The sequence below is a fragment of the Alcanivorax sp. genome (assembly GCF_014762765.1).
Classification (GTDB): Bacteria; Pseudomonadota; Gammaproteobacteria; order Pseudomonadales; family Alcanivoracaceae; genus Alcanivorax.
In genome coordinates, this window is sequence record NZ_JABURH010000064.1 from 1 (window position 1) to 16,971 (window position 16,971).

Genomic DNA, 16,971 nt, shown 5'->3' on the forward strand with positions numbered 1-16,971 from the left:
AGGAGGTATGAATATCCCCGGTGAGAATCACCACATTGTCGATGTTGTTGTCGTCGATGTGGTTGAGAATTTTCAGCCGGTCCGCCGCATAGCCATCCCATTGATCCATGTTGATGGCGGACAGATTGCCGCGCAGTTGCGCACTACGCTCATCCAGGGTCGGCAGCTCGGCAATGTTGAGCTGGGCAAACATGACCTGCTGCCCAATGAAACGCCACTGGCTGGAGGAAGCGCTGAGGCTATCGAGCAGAAAGTCCATCTGCTCGGCGCTGATCAGATGACGGTCTTCATCGTTACGGGCCGGGTCAGCAGGAATCGTCAGTTGCTCGTCACGACCCTCCAGACGCGTGTCCAGCATGGTGAGATCCAGCAGATCGCCGAACTGGAAACGGCGATAGATCACACTGTTATTACCCGGTTCGCGAGGTCGGATGGGCAGCCATTCGAAGTAGGCCTGCTGGGCAATCTGCTTACGGGTTTCCCAGTCCCCCTCGGTGAGCGGCTGGTGATTCTCGGCACCGTCACGATAGCTGTCGTTGGTAGACTCGTGATCATCCCAGACAGCGATCATGGGGAATTGCTGATGAATGGCCTGCAGATCCTGATCGGTTTTGTACTGGGCATGGCGTTGACGGTAATCGCTCAGCGCCACCATTTCATGGGGCGGCTGGGGATCCCGCTCCGGGAAGTCGCCATATTCACCGGCGCCATATTCGTAAATGTAATCCCCCAGGTGCAGGACAAAATCCAGGTCCGCCTGATTGGCCACCGCCCTGTAGACGGAGAAGAAGCCGTTGGGGTAATTGGAACAGGACACCACTGCGAAACGGGCGCGATCAACAAAACGATCAGAAGCCGGGAAAGTCCGGGTACGCCCTACCGGGGAGGTCTGTTCCCCCACCGAGAACCGGTAGTAGTACCAGCGATCCGCCTGCAGCCCGGTCGCATCCACCTTCACACAATAATCCGCTGCCGCTGAAGCGGTGGCCCCATAGGAGGCAACGGTCTGTTGCATGGCCGGGTCACTGGCAACAGTGACGGTCACAGCCACATCCTCACCGTTGCCCAGGTCCGGGGTGACCCGGGTCCACAGAATCACCCGGTCAGCAAGCGGATCTCCGGAGGCCACACCATGCAAAAAGGAGACGCCGGGCAAGGCATCAGGCTGATCCGGAACATCCGGCTGATTGGGTGTGGGCGTATTGACCGGTGTCGATGGCGAGCTGCTACCACCACCGCAGCCCGCCAGGCCCAGTGCGCTGCCTGCACCCAGTGCCTGCACCAGGCGACGTCGTTTGCGATCCATGGAACTTCCCCCTGATTGAATACCATCGCTTTACACGATGACGACTCAAGATTAGGCAGGAAATTGCATCGAAACAGTGGGCCTTGGGTAGTTGCACTGTAGTACTATGTAGCTACCTGTAAACGCCCAGTTAAAGGTGACAGAGGCATGAAAAGGCGTTGAACAGGTGATGATTTTCGCTGTTCAAACTGCACTTACACCACAGCAAAGGCCCCGGGTAAATGCTGGCGCAAAGTGAGCAGGTTTTCTTCCTGAACCGCCATTGAACCAAAACAATTGGCCATTGTACCGGCATAGCGCAACCCGTCTTTCTTTATCGCTTCAGCGGTAAGCAGGGCATGATTGATGCAGCCCAGCTTCATGCCCACCACCTGAATCACCGGCAGTTCCAGTTCGGCAGCAAGGCCGGACAACATCTCCCGATCATTAAGCGGCACCCGCCAACCACCGGCACCTTCGATCAGAATCAGGTCCGCCTTGTGGGCATTCAGGGCGCCACGTACATAGCCCGCCAGACGCGCCAGGGTAACCGCTTTGCCTTCCTGCTGGGCGGCGATATGTGGCGCTACTGGCGCTTTCAGTGCCACCGGATTAACCAGCTCATAGGGCAATGTCACCGAACTGGCTGCCATCAGCTGCAGGGCATCGTCATTACGCCAGCCCTCCGCCGTTTCCTCACAACCCGCCGCCACCGGCTTGAGTCCATAGCAGCTCAACCCGGCCTCGCGGGCCCGCTCCAGCAGACGACAACTCACCCAGGTCTTGCCGACTTCGGTGTCGGTGCCGGTGACGAAGAAGACGCCCTTGAGGGCGGGAAGAGGTGGCTTCTGATTTTCCATAGCTATCCTTGGATTGAACTTATCGCTTTGATCACCCTGCGGTCGATTCCGTGCTTCGCACGGTTCGTCCCTCAAGAGGAACTCCTACAAGCGGCCTCGTAGACACTTCAGCCCCCGCGAACGTCTAGGCCATTCTAAATCCAATCAGCGCAGCTCAAAGCTTTTCCGCTTCCAGAAACAGCACATTCCACGTCAACGGCAAGCCCTGACCGGTCCGTTTGGTTTCATACTCGGCCACCATGGCTTGCCAGGCATGCTTGCCGGTCAGGCCGCTGGCGCCACTGACATGGTCGGCGCCGGTGGCCTTGAGGCGGCGGGCAATCTGTTTGACCGATTCGTAATATTCCACCATCACCTGTTGCTGAATTTGCACGTCAGCAAACCCGACCCGCAGTGAGGCTTCTTGCCAGTCGCCCAACGTTGGCAAGGCATTCACATGGGGGCGATGATTCACCGCTTGCCAGCTCTGGCTCAATTCCCGCAGGGAGCCCGCCAACGGCACCGCCAGCAACAGTCGACCGCCCGGTGCCAGCACCCGATGCACTTCCGCCATCACCCGGGTCGGGTCACACCATTGCAAGGCAAAACAGGAAAACACCAGCCCCTGGGACCCACTCTCCACGGGCAGCGATTCTGCATCGGCGCACAGCGGCTGGTAATGGTCGTTGAATCGACCCCGCTCGGCGGCCTCATTCAGCATATCGGAAGACAGATCCACCGCCTGCCACAATACGCCTGGCAGGGCCTGTTGCTGGGCGCGGGCAAACGGTGCGGTGGCGCAGCCCAGATCCAGTGCAGACGGTGTCACCAGCTGCGCCGGCAAGCGCTGCACCAGGGAGCGCCCTACCGCCAGCTGCAACGCCGCATGGGCATCATAGCTGCGCGCGGCACGACTGAAGTGCTGGCTGACCGCCGTCTTGACAGGTCTGTCCACGGCAGCCTCAGTGGACCAGTCGATGGTCGCGATAGAAGTCATAGACCGCCCGGGTAAAGGTATCGGGAGCGGACAGGAAAGGCACATGGGCCACCTGCTCGATCAGTGCGGTGCGACCCTTCTGGATCAGGGGTTCCACCGCCGCCATGGCCGCCGCCGGTACGATATGGTCGTGCTCGCCAAACACCATCAGCACCGGCATGGATAACGCTGACAGGGTGTCACGCAGATCCGTATCGCGGAGGATATCAAGCCCGCCTCGCAGGGCTCTGGGCGCCGGCAGGCCGCAGAAATAGAGAATTTCTTTCAAGCGCGCAGTGTCTTCGCGCATGGCCGCGCTGCCCTTGCAGTTGAGGGCCAGGAAGCGCACCAGAGTACCTTCGTGGTCTTCATCGAACAGCTCGGCAAACTTGGCCAGGATGTCCGCCTTCATGGCCGGCTCCCAGCCCGCTGCCGCGGTAAAGCGCGGCGAGGTGGCCACGGTGACCACGGACTGCACCCGCTGCGGCGCCTTCTCGGCCATGGCCAGTGCCACCAGCCCGCCCAGGGACCAGCCCAGCAGATGGGCCTGTTCCGGCATGATGGCCAACACCTGGTCGGCGAGGAAGTCCAGGGTGTAGTCATCATTGGGCAGCGGGCTTTGCCCCATGCCCGGCAGATCCACCACGGTGACCCGGAACCGCTCCAGTAATGCCGGCACAATGTCGTCAAAGACAATGGCATGCAGACCCCAACCATGGATCAGCACCACGTCCTGGGCATCCGCATCCGCGACGCCAGTGGCTTTGTAGGTGTTATGGAAAGGGATCAGCTTGGGCATTCGAGTTCCTTTGGTCAGACGTCTGACGTCGGAGGCCTGACGACAAAAACAAACAACATAATCCGGCTATCGTGGTTAGCGTCCGACGTCAGATGTCCGACATCCGACCTTTTCCAGCGCCGCCAGCAACGCATCCACATCGCTTTCTTCATGGGCCGCCGACAGGGTGACCCGCAACCGGGCTTGCCCGTCCGGCACCGTGGGCGGGCGAATGGCGGTGATCAGAAAGCCCTGCTCGCGCAGTTGCTGGCTGAGGGCCATGGCCTGCTGATCAGCGCCGATCAGCAAGGGCTGGATCGGGGTAGCCGAGTCCATCAGGGTGAAACCCAATTGCGCGGCTCCGGCCCGAAAACGCTGAATCAACACAACCAGTTTTTCGCGACGCCAATGCTCTTCACGGGCCTTGGACAGACTCACCAGGGTGGCTGACGCCACCGCTGCCGGCATGGCGGTGGTATAAATATAGGTGCGCGCGAATTGTATCAGGATCTCGATCAATGCATGGCTGCCAGCCACAAAGGCACCGGCGGTACCCAGCCCCTTGCCGAGCGTGCCCATCAGTACCGGCACCCGCTCATTGACGCCCTGTGCAACGACACTGCCACGCCCCTGGTCATCCAGTACGCCCAGACCATGGGCATCGTCCACCATCAACCAGGCATCATTGTCGTCGCAGGCAGCGGCATAGTCAGACAACGGCGCCACGTCGCCATCCATACTGAACACACCGTCAGTGACCACCAGCTTGCGGCGCGCATCACTGCGCTGCAGCTGACCCCGCAGGGCGGATGCATCGTTGTGGGCAAAACGGCGAAACCGGGCGCCACTGAGCAACCCGCCATCCAGCAGGGAGGCATGGTTCAGGCGATCATGAAAAACCGCATCGCCCTTGCCCAGCAAGGCGGTCATCACCCCCAGATTGGCCATGTAACCGTTGGAAAACAGCAACGCGCTTTCGCGACCGACATGGTCGGCCAGCGCCTCTTCCAGCTGCTGGTGGGGGCGCTGATGGCCGCAGACCAGGTGGGAGGCACCACTGCCGACGCCCCAGTCTGCCACGGCCCCCTGAAAAGCCTTGATCACCGCCGGGTCATTGGCCAGCCCCAGGTAGTCGTTGCTGCAAAAATTCAGATACCGGCGCCCGTCGACCACCGCATAACGGCCACAGGGGCCGTCCTGAATTACGGGTTGGCGGTAACGGTGCTGCTCACGGCGGGCCGCCAGGTCGGCAGCCAGATCGAAAGCCATGGCTCAATGTTCGGTGGCAGCGGGCCGGCCGGTGTCCTTGTCCAGCACATGTTTGGCCGGACGTTTGCCGCCCTCGCTCTGCGCCATGGCGTTATAGAACAGCCCGGCGTCTTCTGCCTGTTGCTCGGCCACCTGGGCCTTGATCACCTCTTCGTGGGCCTCGTCGGAGGCTTCATGGCGAAGGTCCAGAGGGTGAATACCCAGCCGGTTGAACAGCTGCTTGTCGTGGCTGGCTTCCGGGTTGTCCGTGGTCAACAACCGCTCGCCGTAGAAGATGGAATTGGCACCGGCCAGGAAACACAGGGCCTGGGCCTCATCATTCATCTCCTGGCGACCGGCGGACAGGCGCACATAGGATTCCGGCATCAGAATACGGGCCACCGCCACGGTGCGGACAAACTCGAACGGGTCCAGATCATCCACATCCGCCAGCGGTGTCCCTTCGATTTTCACCAGCATATTGATGGGCACGGATTCCGGATGGTGCGGCAGATTGGCAAGCTGCTGCAGCAGACCGACCCGGTCATCACGCTGCTCGCCCATGCCCACGATACCGCCACAGCACACTTTCATGCCCGCATCGCGCACGTTGGCCAGGGTAGAGAGACGGTCGTTATAGGTGCGGGTTGTAATGACCTGGCCATAGTATTCCGGCGAGGTGTCCAGGTTGTGGTTGTAGTAATCGAGGCCGGCATCCGCCAACGCTTCCGCCTGCCCCTGATCCAGCATGCCCAGGGTCATGCAGGTTTCCAGTCCCAGGGATTTCACCTGACGCACCATATCCAGCACGTAGGGCATGTCCTTGTCGCGGGGGCTACGCCAGGCGGCCCCCATACAGAAACGCGAGGCGCCCTTGTCACGGGCGGCCTGGGCTTCTTCCACTACCCGCGCCACTTCCAGCAGCTTTTCCTTTTCCAGCTCGGTGTTGTAGTGGCCGGACTGGGAGCAGTATTTGCAGTCCTCCGGGCAGGCCCCGGTCTTGATCGACAGCAGAGTGCTCACCTGCACCGCGTTGGGATCGAAATGGGCCCGGTGCACGCTGGCTGCCTGAAACAACAGATCGTTGAATGGCAGGGCAAACAGGGCGTCGATCTCACTGCGTTTCCAGTCATGGCGTACAGCAACGTCAGAGGCTGACGATTGGGCGGGGCTGGCGGTTGCGGGCATGCTTCTTCTCCATTCGGGACTTCAAGCAGGCTAGGGAGCAATATGGCACCTGTCAACCTGATAGAGGCAACAAAAGTTTACTGTCGATCATTTTTCGACCAGAGCTGCCGATGCCTGTTTTGTGGTCAGACACAGAGCAGCCGGGTCTGCCCAGCCTGTCTGGCATTACTGGCGCGCCTGGAAGGCCCGCTGTGTCGATGCGGCCTGCCCCTCCCAGCTGGCAGCCCTGGCGATGAGCTTCCGGCACCGCTATGTGGGCGCTGCCTGCGTCGCCCGCCTCCTTTTACCGCCAGTCAGGCGCCGCTGCGCTACAGCTTCCCGCTGGATCGGTTGATTCGCCGTTACAAGTACCGCGGTGATCTGGTGGCGGAAAGGGGTATCGAGCAACTGCTGGCGGACACGCCCTGCCCTTGGCCGGACATGGATGCCCTATGCCCACTGCCCGCCCACTGGCGACGCCGCTGGCAGCGGGGCTTCGACCAGAGCCAGCGGCTGACCGATCGTCTCGCCGGCCTGTGGAAAATGCCATCCTTGCCCGCACTGCAACGTCAACAATCAACCCCCATGCAACAAGGCCTCAGCCGTAGCCAGCGGCGGCGCAATCTGCGTGGCGCCTTTGCCTGCGCTCGGCCAGTCAGCGGGTTGAAGCTGGTACTGGTAGATGACGTTATGACCACCGGCAGCAGTGCCCGGGCAGCCAGTGAATGTCTGTTGCGCCATGGCGCCGCGGAAGTGCGGGTATGGACCTTGGCACGGACTCCGGAGCGTTGAGGGGCCTCTGAAAACGTCTTTTCTACTGTGGGAAGGGATGCTTTCATCGCGAATAACGGCGGCCCTGACGGCACCTTCGCAATTCAAGCATCGCCTCCCACAGAATCAGCTACCCGGACTGTATTTCAATCGCCTGTTAGGCATAATGATCCCTTGTTCACGGAGGGATACCCATGAAAACAATAACAACCCTGATCACCCTGTTTTTGCTGGTCGGCACCCTTGCCAGTCACGCCTATGCCGAAGATCGATACAGCGGCGTCACCCTGATCCGCGGCACCGTCTTCTCGGTGGGCAGGGTGGATCCCACCGAAAATGTGGACACCGGTTTTTTTGTTGATGCCAATTACAGCAGCGTGGCCATCAACGGAGGCATCGGCAGCAAGAAATTCGGCGACTCGCCGTTGCGCTCCGACCAGCGTGAGGACGACCTTTCAGACGCGGATGGCGAACGGGTCAACAACGCTTACGCCGGCATTGGTTTCGGCCGTATCGTGCAGATCCAGTATGGCTACGGTAACCACGGAGACCTGCTGCGCTTCCGTTCCGATTTCAACTATCGCTCGGTGGTGGATTTCTTTACCGGCAAACGCACCCCGAAAGACCGAATGACCCTGGGTGACCGCATCACTTTTACCGTTGCGGTGGAACAATACCAGGACAGCGATGAAGAGATTTTCGACAACGCAACCTGGGGCGTTGGTCTGTTGTTCTGAACCAGCGCTCTGAAAAGGATCATCGATGGAAGTCCATATTGCCCAAGGGCATAACCCCCCACACAACATTCATGGCATCACTGTGGTGATCGACGTGATCCGGGCTTTCACCACCAGCCACCATGCTTTTCGTAGGGGGCTGCGCTGCATCTGGCCGGTTGCCAATGCTGAGCAGGCCTTTGCCCTGCGTGACGAGCACCTGCCCGATGCCTTGCTGGCCGGCGAAGTGGAGGCCCTGCCGATAAAGGGCTTCGATTTCGGCAATTCCCCTTGGGAAATTGACCAGGCCGACCTGCAGGACCGGGAACTGATCCTGCGCACCACCAACGGCGTGGTCGCCACCCTGAAAGCTCAGGATAGTAAGGAGGTGCTGGTGGCCGGGCTGGTCAACGCGGAAGCCACGGCCAACTATCTGCGCGAAAAGAATCCGTCCACCGTGGTGCTGGTGGCCTCCCACCCCACAGGTGACGAAGACGTGGCCTGCGCGGAGTACATCCGCCACCTGCTGGGCGGCGAAGGAGTCAGTTACGCTGCTGCCCGTGAACGCACCCTGAATGCCAAGGCCGCAAAAAAATTCTACGACGGCACTCACCCCCGTCTTCGCCCCGAGGATATTGAAGCGGCCGCCACCAGCGAAGGCCCCGGTGCCCTGATCATGCGGGTGCGCTTTGATCCGATTCCTTGCATCACCGCTCACCCGGCTCCCTAGCAGGCTGCTGACCCGGGACGTCAAGATTTCCGTTCTTTTTGATCAATGCGGCCACCACCTCGGACTTGCTACTGTTGAAACCAATTCAACAGACAGGATAGCCCCATGATCCAGTGGTCCGAACAACAACAGATGATCCAGAAAATGGTGCGCGATTTCGTGGAAAAGGAAATCGTGCCGCAGCTGGACGATATCGAGTACAACGGCGTGCCGCCCTACGACATCCTCCGCAAACTGATCAAGACCTTCGGCATGGATGTCATGGCCCAGCAGTCTTTCGAGAAACAGCTCGCCCGTGAGAAAGCCATTGCCGCCGGGGAAACCGTCGGGGAAAAGAAAAAAGACGGCCCTTCTGCCATGGCCGGCGAAGAGGCGGCCATGCGCATGATCCCCATTATTGAAATCTGCAAACATGCCCAGGGGCTTGTCACGGCCATGGGGGTGTCCATGGGGCTTGGCGGTGGCGCCATCATGAGCAAGGGTACCATCGAGCAGAAAGAGCGCTGGGCCCTGCCTCTGCTCACCCTGGAAAAAGTCGGGGCCTGGGCTATCTCCGAACCCAACGCCGGCTCCGATGCCTTCGGGCAGATGAAGACGCTGGCCAGACGCGACGGCAATGGCGGCTATATCATCAACGGCAGCAAGACCTGGATCACCAATGGCCCCTACGCCGATACCATCATCCTGATCTGCAAGCTGGATGAAGAAGGTGTGCCCGCCGATCAGCGCAAGATTGTTTCCTTTATCCTCGACAGCGGCATGGAAGGCCTGGAGCAATCCAAACCCTTCAAGAAAATGGGCATCGGCTCCTCTCCCACCGGCGAGCTGTTCCTGTCCGATGTGAAGGTGGGCGCCGACCGGCTGCTGGGAGGCAGCGAAGACAGCTACGGTCGTAGCGGCGCCAAGGGCACCTTCATGCAGGAACGCGCCGGTGTCGCTGCCATGGCGCTGGGGATGGTGGAACGGGCGCTGCAACTGAGCACCCAGTACGCTCATGACCGGGTCCAGTTCGGCCGGGCCATCGGGCAGAATCAGCTTATCCAGCTCAAGCTGGCCAGAATGGAAGTGGCCCGCACCAACCTGCAAAATATGGTGTTCCGCTATATCGAAATGACCGCCGCGGGCCAGCAGATGACACTGGCCGAAGCTTCCGCCATGAAACTGTACGCCGCCCAGGCGGCCATGGAGGTGGCCACCGAAGCGGTACAGATCCATGGTGGTTACGGGTACATGCGAGAATCCCGGGTGGAACAGCTGATGCGTGATGCCAAGATTCTGCAGATCTACGCGGGGACCGACGAAATGCAGATCATCGCCATTGCCCGGGATCTGCTGGGTCGCGTGTAAGCAATTGACCATAAAGGTCGCAAGCTTTTTGCCTGTCGCAATGTCAGCATATTGACCATTGCGCCGGGCAGAATGGTTTTTGTGGTCTTCATCACACTCTGAATTACGACATACACTCAACCATTATTCGTAGTAAAGGCTGAGAAATCAGCCTGGGTGGTTGAAATGTTAGTACGCTATAGGGCTGATCGTGCCGCAGTTGCCCTGGTGTTGGCGGTGTTTTCCATTCAACTGGGCCTGTTTTTCTACAGTGACGGCCTGACAACCTGGCTGGCCATGCTGGCACTGTTACCGGTACAGGTATCCTGTGGTGCCATCTGCCACAACCATCACCATGTGAATGTGTTCGTCAGAAAGCCGTTAAACCGGTTGTTCGAGTGCATTCTCTACCTGCAGACCGGCACCAGCCCCCTGAGTTGGACCCTGCATCACAATATCGGCCACCATAAGCATTATCTGGAGCCAGACAGGGACCCTTCCCCCTGGCAGCAGGCGGATGGCTCGTTGATGCCCCGCTGGCGCTATGTGCTGGTCAATACGCTGAGGGTCTATCCGGAAATCCACCGTATCGGACAAAAGCACCCTCTTTTGTACCGCCGCTTCCTTCGTTTGTTAGTGCTCGCAAACACCCCTCTGCTAATGGCGCTGCTATACGACCCGCGTAACGCACTGATTCTCTTCATCCTGCCCATGGCGGCCATGCTGTTCATGCTGCTGGACAATACCTATGGCCAGCATGCCGGCACCGGTTTCAGTGACCACTATCACGCCTCACGCAATGTAGAGCTGAAACGCTACAATCTGCCATCCTGGAATCTGGGCTACCACACGGCCCACCATATGCTGCCCGGGATCCACTGGAGCCAGCTACCGGAATTACACGACAAGATCCGCCATCGCATACCCGAGCATCTGATTACCGACAACATCCTGCTGCAGTGGGAACCCGCCCGTCAGCAACGCGGAGGAGTGCCCTCATGATACGTGGCCTGCTTGTCTGCCTGATCATGACCTGTGCTGCCATCGCCCGGGCCCAGGACTGCTACTACTACTGGGTGCACCAATGCATCGAGGTGGTCGACGCCAGCCAGAGACAGCTGCAGCAATATGTACTGATCTCACCGGCGGTGAACTACCTGCAGACTCAAGGCCAGCAATGCAGCGACGCCGTCTCCGAGCGTCAACAGGTCATCTCCGCCGAGCTGCTGGCCCGCTTCAACCAGGCGGCCAGCGAGATCAGCGCCTGCCAGATCCCTGTCTCGGAACTGCCCGCGCGGGTCTACGACAAACCCCACCAGGCCACCTGGCATTACAATCGCAGCCGCAAGGCCAGCCAACAGAAAACCGTGATCCCTCTGGAAGGCCTACCCATCCTCTGACCTCAAGAAGATCACTGCCAATCGCTGCACATGCGGTTGGTTGTGCTATGATCGACGGGCTTTTTCTATCCGGGGCGAATAATGAAAACAATCAAAACTGCCGCGTTACTGATCTGCACCCTACTGCTCGCCAGTTGCCAGAATCTTCAGGGCGAACGACAAGGGGATTACTACTTCTCTCCCGCCGGCGCCTATATTCTGGACATGAGCATCAACACCTTCCGGGGTGAAGTGGTGCTGGACGAGCGTTGTGACCGTAATGGTGGCTCGACCACCTTCTGGGATGGTAGCGGACGCCTGTTCCGAGTGGACTATCTGAGCGCAGAAAACCATCCGATGATCCAGGCACCGCGATTTGCTTCCGACCTGACCCTGCTTAACCTGACCCTGAACAGTTACCTGCGTGAAGTGGTTGCCAAGGCCCCCATGATTATCAGTGCGGAGGCCTCCTACCGGGAATTCCTGGAAGACGCCGATCCTCGCGCCCTGTTCGCCATCATTGGCATCAATGTGGATGCTGCCCAGGTGAAAGACAGCGAGGCGGAAAGCGGCACGTACTACTATGGTTTCATGCTGTTCAAGCGTGGCGACCGCATCTATGTGCTGCAGCATCGCCAACCGGTATTGATGCCCGAAAAAATGAAGGCGGTACTGCTGAACCTGGCCGACGGCATGGAAATCCCCGGCCGTGTCCGCGACGACACGGACATGGAAAAGCTGCGCCGGCTCTTGAAGAAAATGGCCCCTGGCGGCACCGATGGTGACCCGGTTCGACTGTGCGAACCGGCCTGAAGTCAGTTGCCAGCTCAAAGTTAAAAGTTGCAACGAACAAGGGGCTTGGTGTGTACTGAATGGGTAACAGCCCGCACCTCATAGCAGTAGCGCGGGCTCCATGAACCGAGAAAACAGCACAAAGACCTGACTGATTGGTTGTTGGTTTGTGCTGTTAACTATTCACTATCAACCATTCACTGCTGTTATGACTTCACTGACACAACAGAACTGCGACGCATGTCGAGCTGATGCCCCCAGTGTTACAGATCAGGAGCGCCAGGAACTGCATCCCCAGATTCCTGACTGGATTCTGGTGGAGGAAGACGGCATCGAAAAACTGCAACGGCCTTTCTCGTTCGGCAACTTTACCGAAGCCCTCGCCTTTACCAATCAGGTGGCAGAGCTGGCTGAACGTGAAGGCCACCACCCGGCCATTCTCACCGAATACGGCAAGGTCACCGTCACCTGGTGGACGCACAAGATTGGCGGCCTACACCGCAATGATTTTATCTGTGCTGCCAAGACCGACGCGCTGCTCTAAGCACAAGTTACGTTTTTGGACAGGAGCGTCGAAAAAAGCTCCCGACGTTCTCTTCAACTTTGTCGTCAATATCGCGGGCAAGGCGCCATTCGGTTGGCACTGCCTCGTCCGCGTTGCAGCTTGAAACTTGTAGCTTGCAGCTCTTTTTGACCTTTTCCTCCACCGCCATGATAAAAACGGCTTGCGGCAACAACTGTCGCCTTTGCTAGCATCCTTCTCAACCGAAGGAGAAACAGCATGTCCCTTTCCGAAGAACAGAAAACCCTGATCAAAGCCGCCAGTGACAAGACCTTTCCGTTTGTAGAGCGCTGCGGAGTGAAAACTCTGGATGTGGAGCGGGGCTACTGCAAAATGATGATGCCCCTTGAACCCAATCTTAACCATGTGGGCATCATGTATGCGGGCGCGCTCTACACCATCGCCGAACTACCCGGCGGAGTAATCTACCTGACGTCCTTCGACACCAAACGCTTCTACCCCATCGTCAAGGACATGTCGATCCGCTTCCGCCGTCCGGCCACCACCGACATCACAGTGGAGGTTACCCTCAGCGAGGAGGAGATCTCACGCATCGAAAAGACCACGGAAGAGGTGGGTAAATGCGACTTCGAATGGGACGTGGAATTGAAAGACGCCAATGGCGAGGTAGTTGCCATCACCCATAACGTCTATCAGATGCGCAAGATCGGCGGGTGATGCACGACAGGCCACAACGCGAATCCGGGGCTTGTCTGGTTTTTCCTCGCAGCCGCCGCGCCAGAGCTTTGGGCGCGGCCTCTTGCATTCAACATAGATAAAACAGGCAATCGTGTTGTAGCTTGCGGCTTGCAGCTTGTTATTCTGCCTGCTCACAGAACCCGTTCGGCCCCATATTGACGGTAGTCGAGCATTGCCATTCCAGCCCGCGCACCCCGCCTTCCACCGGCCAGGTAGTCAGTTCATGGCCTTCCAGGCGACCGCCTAACTCCAGCTTCAGCATACCTTCGCGAAGCATGTAAGCTCGCTTGATGCGCTGTCCCACCACCTGCTCCGGGGCTATGCCCATATCGTTCAGGCTGCCCGGCCAGGTGCCACTGGACAGGTAGTACTCACTGATCTGCATTCGCAGCACCGACACCGTGCTGAATGTCTGCGCCAGGGCGGATCGGTCACGGCTACTACTGAACAGCTCCCAGGTCTTCGGGTCGATACCCGGTGGCGGCTCGTCCTGGTGCTGCGGACGGTTTGTCTGCGACTTCTCGGGAATCGGCACTCGTCGGGCCAGGGCATCAATATCCGCCTCATAGCGGGCCCGCAGCGTGCAACGCGAACCGCTCCAGCGACGCCCCTGCAGAGTGGGCTTTTCTTCCTGCAACTGACTGAGATAGGCATCTCTGAGCAGGGACTCCGATCGATCCTGCTCCTTGTAAGCCTGCATTCGCGTCTGATAATCATCGGTGGCAGCAATGACACTGAGCAGGCTGGCGTGCAGCTCCTCAGTCATCATCTGCAGGGCCCGGTCACAGACCTGCTGCTCACTTTCCCCCTCCCCGGCCCGCTCCACCTTGGCCAGCGCCAGTGACATGGCCAGTGCCGGTGCTCCCCACACCAGTAACAGGACAGCTACTACAGTACGCATTCCCCTTCCCCCCTTTTAAGCCTCAAGCTACAAACTACAACGCGCTTGAATGTTTTATCTGTTTTGAACGCAAGGCGCCGCGCCTAATCCCCCGGCGCGGCGCCTGCGACGTAAGACGAGACAAAACCCGGATTCGCGTTGTAGCTTGCATCTTGAGGCTTGTAGCTTTGTTATTTCCTGCTGAATTCCTGCACCGCTTCAATAAAGACACCCGCATGGGCCGGGTCCACCTGGGGTGTAATACCGTGCCCCAGATTGAAGATATGGCCCGGATGGTCGCCGAAATCTGCCAGTATCCGCTTCACTTCCGCACGGATGGCATCCGGGGACGCGTACAGCACCGCCGGGTCCATATTGCCCTGCAGGGCAACCTTGTTACCGACGCGACGGCGGGCTTCGCCGATATTGATAGTCCAGTCCAGGCCCAGGGCATCACAGCCGGTCGCCGCCATGGACTCCAGCCACAGCCCACCGTTTTTGGTGAACAGGATCACCGGCACCTTGCGGCCTTCGTGATCGCGAATCAGACCGTCAACGATCTGCTGCATGTATTTCAGGGAAAACTGCTGGTAGGCCTCGGCGGACAGCGCTCCGCCCCAGGTATCAAAGATCTGCACCGCCTGTGCACCATGGCGAATCTGGGCATTCAGATACGAAGTCACCGACTGGGCCAGCTTGTCCAACAGGGCATGGGCCAGCTCCGGCTGGCTGTACACCATGGCCTTGAGGTGGCGAAAGTCCTTGCTGGAACCGCCTTCCACCATATAAGTGGCCAGCGTCCAGGGGCTGCCGGAAAACCCGATCAGAGGCACCCGACCATTGAGTGCGCCACGAATGGTGCTGACCGCCTTCATCACATAACCCAGATCACTTTCCGCGTCCGGGATCGGCAACGCCGCCACGTCTGCTTCCGTGCGCACTACCTTGCGGAATTTCGGTCCCTCTCCGGTCTCGAAATACAGCCCCAACCCCATGGCATCGGGGATGGTCAGGATATCCGAGAACAGAATGGCGGCATCCAGCGGGTAACGTTCCAGCGGCTGCAGGGTGACCTCGCAGGCCAGGTCCGCGTTCTGGCACAGATCCATGAACGAGCCAGCATGCTCGCGACTGGCCCGGTATTCCGGCAAATAGCGCCCGGCCTGGCGCATCATCCACACCGGAGTCTGATCCACAGACTCACGGTTGAGGGCACGGAGAAAACGGTCGTTTTGTAGAGGAACGAAGGTCATGAGTGATCCTTTGGGTCTGACGCCGAAGATCTGTGGACGGCGCTCTGAAACAATCGGCAATAGTCGGCAACTTTACCCTATTGAGCCCGTTGTGCGCATAACAAAAGGGCCCGCATTGCGGGCCCTCCCTGTCACACTTTCGACTTTCTTACACGTCCAGATAATCAAGAATACCCTTGGCCGCTTCACGCCCTTCCCAGATGGCGGTTACCACCAGGTCTGAGCCACGAACCATGTCGCCGCCAGCAAAGATCTTTTCGTTGCTGGTCTGGAACGGGAATTCCTGTTCTTCCGCCGCCTGAACACGGCCGGAATCGTCAGTCACCACATTCTTTGGTTCGAACCAGTCCGCCGGGCTGGGACGGAAACCGAAGGCCACGATGACCGCATCCGCCGGCAGAATTTCCTCGCTGCCCGGGATCGGCTCGGGACGACGACGACCGTTGTTGTCCGGCTCGCCCAGCTTGGTTTCCACGACTTTCACGCCGGTAACCTTGCCGTCTTCTCCCACCACTTCGATGGGCTGACGGTTAAACAGGAACTGAACGCCTTCTTCCTTGGCGTTGGCCACTTCCTTACGGGAACCGGGCATGTTTTCTTCGTCACGACGGTAGGCGCAGACCACGCTGTCCGCCTGCTGGCGAATGGAGGTGCGATTACAATCCATGGCGGTGTCACCACCACCCAGCACCACAACACGCTTGCCCTTCATGTCGATGAAGTCGGCCGGGTCTTTTTCGAAACCCAGGTTACGGTTGGCGTTGGCCACCAGGAACGGCAGTGCTTCGTGCACGCCATCCAGGTCTTCACCGGGGAACCCACCCTTCATGTAGGTGTAGGTGCCCATGCCCATGAAGACGGCATCGTAGTCGGCCAGCAGTTCATCAATGGTGATGTCCTTGCCCACTTCCACGCCCAGGCGGAATTCCACGCCCATGCCTTCAAACACCTCACGGCGCTTGGCCATGACCGGTTTTTCCAGCTTGAACTCGGGAATGCCGAAGGTCAGCAGACCGCCGATTTCCTCATAACGATCGAAGACCACCGGTTTGACGCCGCTGCGTACCAGCACGTCAGCACAGCCAATACCCGCGGGGCCGGCACCGATCACGGCGACTTTCTTGTCGGTCCACACCACCTTGGACATGTCCGGACGCCAGCCCATGGCCAGGGCGGTGTCGGTGATGTACTTCTCGGTGGCACCGATGGTGACCGCACCGAAACCGTCATTCAGGGTACAGGCCCCTTCACAGAGACGGTCCTGCGGGCAGACACGGCCACAGACTTCCGGCAGGGAGTTGGTCTGGTGACTCAGCTCCACCGCTTCCATCAGGTTGCCTTCACTGATCAGCTTCAACCAGTTGGGAATGTAGTTGTGGACCGGGCACTTCCACTCACAGTACGGGTTGCCGCAGTGCAGGCAACGATGTGCCTGGTGCTCCACTTCCCGGGTTTCGAACGGGTAGTAGATTTCCTCGTACTTGTGCTTGCGGTCTTCAATGTCCTTTTTCTTCGGATCGTGCCGGGGCACGTCGAGAAACTGGAAGTTATTACTCAAACGTTCAGCCAT

General features: G+C 59.1%; 18 protein-coding genes. 9 read left to right on the forward strand and 9 right to left on the reverse strand.

All coding sequences use genetic code 11. The annotated features are described in order from the left end of the window. The 6 genes from HUJ17_RS02290 to bioB form a co-directional block, all read right to left on the reverse strand. Positions 1-1,306: alkaline phosphatase D family protein (locus HUJ17_RS02290; RefSeq protein ID WP_290509173.1), on the reverse strand; the 1,306-nt coding region annotated here is incomplete at its 3' end. A gap of 194 nt (positions 1,307-1,500) precedes the next feature. Then, positions 1,501-2,145: a dethiobiotin synthase gene (gene bioD, locus HUJ17_RS02295; RefSeq protein WP_290509174.1), complete on the reverse strand. Its 645-nt coding sequence runs from the start codon at positions 2,143-2,145 to the stop codon at positions 1,501-1,503. A 154-nt stretch (positions 2,146-2,299) separates the two neighbouring features. Next, entirely contained in the window at positions 2,300-3,079 is a 780-nt protein-coding gene (gene bioC, locus HUJ17_RS02300; RefSeq protein ID WP_290509175.1) for a malonyl-ACP O-methyltransferase BioC, read from the reverse strand. Between the two features lie 7 nt (positions 3,080-3,086). After that, a complete protein-coding gene (bioH, locus tag HUJ17_RS02305; protein ID WP_290509176.1) occupies positions 3,087-3,899 on the reverse strand; it encodes a pimeloyl-ACP methyl ester esterase BioH in 813 nt (270 codons plus the stop codon). 75 nt (positions 3,900-3,974) lie between these two features. Next, complete coding sequence (gene bioF / locus HUJ17_RS02310; RefSeq protein ID WP_290509177.1) at positions 3,975-5,147, reverse strand: 8-amino-7-oxononanoate synthase; 1,173 nt, start codon at positions 5,145-5,147, stop codon at positions 3,975-3,977. Between the two features lie 3 nt (positions 5,148-5,150). After that, on the reverse strand, positions 5,151-6,314 hold the full coding sequence (gene bioB / locus HUJ17_RS02315) for a biotin synthase BioB (RefSeq protein ID WP_290509178.1): 1,164 nt from the start codon (positions 6,312-6,314) through the stop codon (positions 5,151-5,153). 42 nt (positions 6,315-6,356) lie between these two features. Here bioB and HUJ17_RS02320 point away from each other — a divergent pair, with 42 nt between their 5' ends. The 9 genes from HUJ17_RS02320 to HUJ17_RS02360 all read left to right on the forward strand — a co-directional run bounded on the left by HUJ17_RS02320 (position 6,357) and on the right by HUJ17_RS02360 (position 13,247). Then, positions 6,357-7,085 (forward strand): ComF family protein, encoded by a 729-nt coding sequence (locus HUJ17_RS02320; RefSeq protein ID WP_290509179.1) that lies wholly within the window; start codon positions 6,357-6,359, stop codon positions 7,083-7,085. A 173-nt stretch (positions 7,086-7,258) separates the two neighbouring features. Then, positions 7,259-7,801, forward strand: a complete 543-nt coding sequence (locus HUJ17_RS02325) for a hypothetical protein (RefSeq protein ID WP_290509180.1) — start codon at positions 7,259-7,261, stop codon at positions 7,799-7,801. 25 nt (positions 7,802-7,826) lie between these two features. Then, entirely contained in the window at positions 7,827-8,510 is a 684-nt protein-coding gene (locus HUJ17_RS02330; protein WP_290509181.1) for a 2-phosphosulfolactate phosphatase, read from the forward strand. A gap of 105 nt (positions 8,511-8,615) precedes the next feature. Then, positions 8,616-9,857 carry an acyl-CoA dehydrogenase family protein gene (locus HUJ17_RS02335; RefSeq protein WP_290509182.1) on the forward strand — a complete coding sequence of 414 codons (1,242 nt, stop codon included), beginning with the start codon at positions 8,616-8,618 and terminating at the stop codon, positions 9,855-9,857. Positions 9,858-10,022: 165 nt separating this feature from the next. Continuing rightward, entirely contained in the window at positions 10,023-10,838 is an 816-nt protein-coding gene (locus HUJ17_RS02340) for a fatty acid desaturase (RefSeq protein ID WP_290509183.1), read from the forward strand. Further along, positions 10,835-11,236, forward strand: coding sequence for a hypothetical protein (locus tag HUJ17_RS02345; protein WP_290509184.1), 402 nt, complete (start codon positions 10,835-10,837; stop codon positions 11,234-11,236). The genes HUJ17_RS02340 and HUJ17_RS02345 overlap by 4 nt, the downstream gene beginning before the upstream one ends. Positions 11,237-11,317: 81 nt before the next feature. After that, positions 11,318-12,028 carry a hypothetical protein gene (locus HUJ17_RS02350; RefSeq protein ID WP_290509185.1) on the forward strand — a complete coding sequence of 237 codons (711 nt, stop codon included), beginning with the start codon at positions 11,318-11,320 and terminating at the stop codon, positions 12,026-12,028. Between the two features lie 187 nt (positions 12,029-12,215). Then, the gene (locus tag HUJ17_RS02355) at positions 12,216-12,551 is read left to right on the forward strand and encodes a 4a-hydroxytetrahydrobiopterin dehydratase (RefSeq protein WP_290509186.1); all 336 of its coding nucleotides are present in this window, start codon (positions 12,216-12,218) and stop codon (positions 12,549-12,551) included. Between the two features lie 237 nt (positions 12,552-12,788). Then, positions 12,789-13,247, forward strand: coding sequence for a YiiD C-terminal domain-containing protein (locus HUJ17_RS02360; protein ID WP_290509187.1), 459 nt, complete (start codon positions 12,789-12,791; stop codon positions 13,245-13,247). A 139-nt stretch (positions 13,248-13,386) separates the two neighbouring features. On the opposite strand, the gene HUJ17_RS02365 is transcribed toward HUJ17_RS02360, so the two are convergent. The 3 genes from HUJ17_RS02365 to HUJ17_RS02375 all read right to left on the reverse strand — a co-directional run bounded on the left by HUJ17_RS02365 (position 13,387) and on the right by HUJ17_RS02375 (position 16,971). Continuing rightward, positions 13,387-14,169: a hypothetical protein gene (locus HUJ17_RS02365; RefSeq protein ID WP_290509188.1), complete on the reverse strand. Its 783-nt coding sequence runs from the start codon at positions 14,167-14,169 to the stop codon at positions 13,387-13,389. A gap of 170 nt (positions 14,170-14,339) precedes the next feature. Further along, positions 14,340-15,401: a uroporphyrinogen decarboxylase gene (gene hemE / locus HUJ17_RS02370; RefSeq protein ID WP_290509189.1), complete on the reverse strand. Its 1,062-nt coding sequence runs from the start codon at positions 15,399-15,401 to the stop codon at positions 14,340-14,342. A 148-nt stretch (positions 15,402-15,549) separates the two neighbouring features. Further along, positions 15,550-16,971: an FAD-dependent oxidoreductase gene (locus tag HUJ17_RS02375; protein WP_290509190.1), complete on the reverse strand. Its 1,422-nt coding sequence runs from the start codon at positions 16,969-16,971 to the stop codon at positions 15,550-15,552.